General features: G+C 47.0%; 4 protein-coding genes. 2 read left to right on the top strand and 2 right to left on the bottom strand.

The window, feature by feature from the left end:
* Positions 1-259 precede the first annotated feature (259 nt).
* Both IEY70_RS20640 and IEY70_RS20635 read right to left on the bottom strand, forming a co-directional pair.
* The gene (locus IEY70_RS20640) at positions 260-892 is read right to left on the bottom strand and encodes a hypothetical protein (protein ID WP_189066910.1); all 633 of its coding nucleotides are present in this window, start codon (positions 890-892) and stop codon (positions 260-262) included.
* A 276-nt stretch (positions 893-1168) separates the two neighbouring features.
* Positions 1169-1648 carry a DUF6232 family protein gene (locus IEY70_RS20635; protein ID WP_189066909.1) on the bottom strand — a complete coding sequence of 160 codons (480 nt, stop codon included), beginning with the start codon at positions 1646-1648 and terminating at the stop codon, positions 1169-1171.
* A 301-nt stretch (positions 1649-1949) separates the two neighbouring features.
* On the opposite strand from IEY70_RS20635, the gene IEY70_RS20630 reads away from it, so the two are divergent.
* Together IEY70_RS20630 and IEY70_RS20625 are read left to right on the top strand one after the other, a co-directional pair.
* A complete protein-coding gene (locus IEY70_RS20630; RefSeq protein ID WP_189066908.1) occupies positions 1950-2444 on the top strand; it encodes a hypothetical protein in 495 nt (164 codons plus the stop codon).
* Positions 2445-2653: 209 nt separating this feature from the next.
* Positions 2654-3416, top strand: a 763-nt coding sequence (locus IEY70_RS20625; protein WP_229778133.1) for an IS66 family transposase, incomplete at its 3' end; no start/stop codon positions are given.

The raw sequence follows: 3416 nt of genomic DNA, 5'->3' as shown, positions 1-3416 counted from the left end.
GGCGGGGTTCTGACAGACGAAACGTTCGAGTGGGAGCTCTTTTGACACGTCCGGGGATACGCCCTGGACGCTCCCATTTCAGTGGTGTCGGGCATAGTTCCAGCCAACTACCATTGTCTGAGGAAAACAGTATATTCAACAATTGGTTCCGCGCGTTGTTTGGTCATTTCTATACATGATGACGTCGCAGTTGATTCAAATTCTATTTATTGGCATCTAGAGAGGCACGACTTTGCGCATGCATATACGGGTCTAATGCTTATTTTGCAGGAAAACTATGCATATTCCAAATAGAGATAGCGCTGTTCAGGAAATCCACCTGAATTCGTTGAACGGAATCAGTAGAAAAATCCGATGGCAATATATAGAAATTTAGATTCTGGATTCCAGATGGATAGGAGAATGGCTGGAATCTACCCTCATAATAGAAAGGCTTTAGAGGTCCTCCGTTTATTTTATAACCAATTGATGTATCGTCGAGGAATCCACTCGACTTGTCTTCTCCGGTGACTCTCCTGGTAGTAGTATCGATATTAATATTTACAGGGTAATAAAAGAAACCCTCCTTAATAGATGGATATTTATAACCGCTAATACTAGCGGCAGCAAAGCTAAAAATTTTATATCCAGGGGATCTAGAATTAACTAGGCGAAAAAGGTCATTTAAACTCTTAGCTTTAATTGATAATTTATTTTTATCACTAGAAATCGAATAACCACATTGGTTGAAATTGAATGACTCTTGCGAAAATGATCTAGTTATACTCTCTGAAGGATTTGGAAAGGTGGCGACTGTATCGAAGCTGAGGAAAAGAAAGCTTCCAATGTCAAGAGTAGAGCATTTGGCAGTTTGACCAGCGGCGGATGTGGCAAAAGCGAGTAAAGACAACATACAAAATCTCTTCATTTCTCTCCTTGACTGCATAAATCAACTTATGAAAATATCGGTCTTATGCATAAGATCCTGATACACGCCTTTGGTTAATAAATTCAGATATTGTACACTTAATATTATGTTCTAGTAAAAATCCTCATTAAGTATATGACATAGAGCCCGGATGCCGGTCCAAATGACTGATGTGTGAACATAAGCGCAATTCTAAATGATCATGTGCTTCTCCAAAATATGAGATATGCAGAATTTTAACGTACCAAATATCGTTTTGCATTATGTGTTGCTAGCCGCCTGCTCAATTGCTGCCTTAAGCCCATACGCTTCAGATCGATCAAATGTTATATAAGCGGTTATCTTTCCAGAATTGGTGTCAAAAAGAACTTCATATTGGGTTTTTTCTGCTTCGACCACCACTTCGCTAGTAGTAACTGAAATGCTCCCCATTGCTATAGAGACAAATAATATTAGAGAGACAACAGTTATAGATATATAGAACGCAGTAGAGCTAGTGTCGAGTGCAAATATAAGCACAATAGCCATTAAGATAGCAATTATGACTCCTAAGCACCCTATATTGCCTACTTTTTCCATACCTGGTTTAGATTTTCCTTGAGACTTCTTTTTTTCTGGTATGTGCACAGAATCTATTACTATGGAGGAAATATTTTTTATGAAGTATGTTTTGCCATTTATTTCTACCCGCGACTTGGTGACTGTATACGCGGGGGTGGAGATGATGACCTGATCTGACATGGCGCGAGCATACCGCACCGGTCATCACCCATGATGCGCAAGTGAGCATGCATCTTCGAACTGCTGCGTTGCACCCATCACACAGTACCTTCAAGCTGAAATAGTGGATATGGCTCCTCATATGCAGCAATTATGGAAAATGGTTGCAACCTTTTTTCTTGGTGTAATTGCCGTCACGATGTAAAACCAGTTCAGCCGCACAGCCTGAGACACCCCCACTGGGGGAAGGTTATTTGTGGCATCCGGTTTCCACCTTCGCATCTACACTCCAAATAGATCGTTTATCAACTAAGGAGTGAAAATGTTCAAAAAGGTGCTTCCAGATTTCAAAATCACCCTCGCGTTGATGCTTCTCGGATCTGCCAGCGCCGCTGGTCTCATGGGATCCAGTCAGTCATTCTCTACATCTGATTATTGCAAAGCATACAGTTGCACTATGATTTCTAACAAAAATGGCACATGGATGTATAAAAACAAATATGGGGATTTAATTTCAATTAAGAGACAAACCAGCGACCCGGGCAGTCGCATCGTTTCCGCTATTGTGGCCATTGATAATGCCGACCCTGATTATTTTGGGTCTGATCAAAAAATGGTCAATTCATTGCAGATTACTCTATATGGCAAGATTATTAGTTCATTTCCTCAGCGTTGCTACTATGCTGAGGACGAAGCTCATATCTTTGCTGAGTTCAATAATATGGGCTCAGCCAAACGCTTTGGCTGCGTAAACATTAACGATGGATCTAAATACATACTCATTGTCGGATTGGGAGGAGATCAACCACTCCGTTAAAAATCCAGTGGAGTGGGGGCAGGAACCCCCTTCCCACTCCACTGGTGCCCAAAGCGTCACTTAAAAATGACTTACTTCACGTGCTTGCAAGAATGCAAGCACGTTTACTGAATCCGGCCACCAATATTCTTGACATCTTCCGTCTGTGATTAGCGGTTGCTCGGGTACCCGGCTTCCGGCTGGGCACCCGGGCCGTTACCATGCTGTCCATGGGCACTGGGACGACTGAGAAGGATCTCTTCGAGATCATCCGTCGCCAGTCCGAGCAGATCGACCAGTTGATCGCCGAAAACAAAGCCCTCAAAGCAGAAATCGCCCGTCTGAAGAAGCGCATCGAGGAACTCGAACGGCGGGAACGCAAGTACGCCGCCCCCTTCAGTCGGGAGAAGCGCACCGCCGATCCCAAATCACCAGGACGCCGTCCTGGTGAAGGCACCTTCGCGCACAAGTCTCCACCCACGCCAGAGCAGATCACGGCCACCGTGGAGGTCGACACGCCCAACACCTGTCCTCGCTGTGGGTTCACGGGGCCGCTGATCTTCACCCGTCAGGACAAGGCATGGGTCACGGAACTCGTCCCCCAGAACGCCATGCAGGTCACCGAGTACCACGTGCCCGTCATGGAGTGCCCGCAGTGTCACCACGCGGTGCGTGGTGACCATCCCGACCTGAAAGCCGATCAGGTCGGTGCGACTGCCCATCGACTCGGCCCCATCCTGCACGCCACCCTTCAGACCCTGCATCACGAGCTGGGCCTCCCGGTCCGCCGCATCGGTCGGGTCATGGACCTCCTCGGCGGCCTCCAGATCACGCAGGGTGCGATCACGCAAGCCGCACAGCGGCTTGCAGCTGACGGCAGCGCCCTGGCGGCCCACGTCGATGCGCTGCAGACACAGATCCAGCAGGCGCCGTTCGTGCATCACGATGACACCGGCTGGCGGATCGGCGCTCAGAACGCCTGGGTAGGAGCCT

The organism is Deinococcus seoulensis (genome assembly GCF_014648115.1).
Lineage (GTDB): Bacteria > Deinococcota > Deinococci > Deinococcales > Deinococcaceae > Deinococcus > Deinococcus seoulensis.
This window is presented reverse-complemented; position numbering and strand designations above follow the sequence as displayed.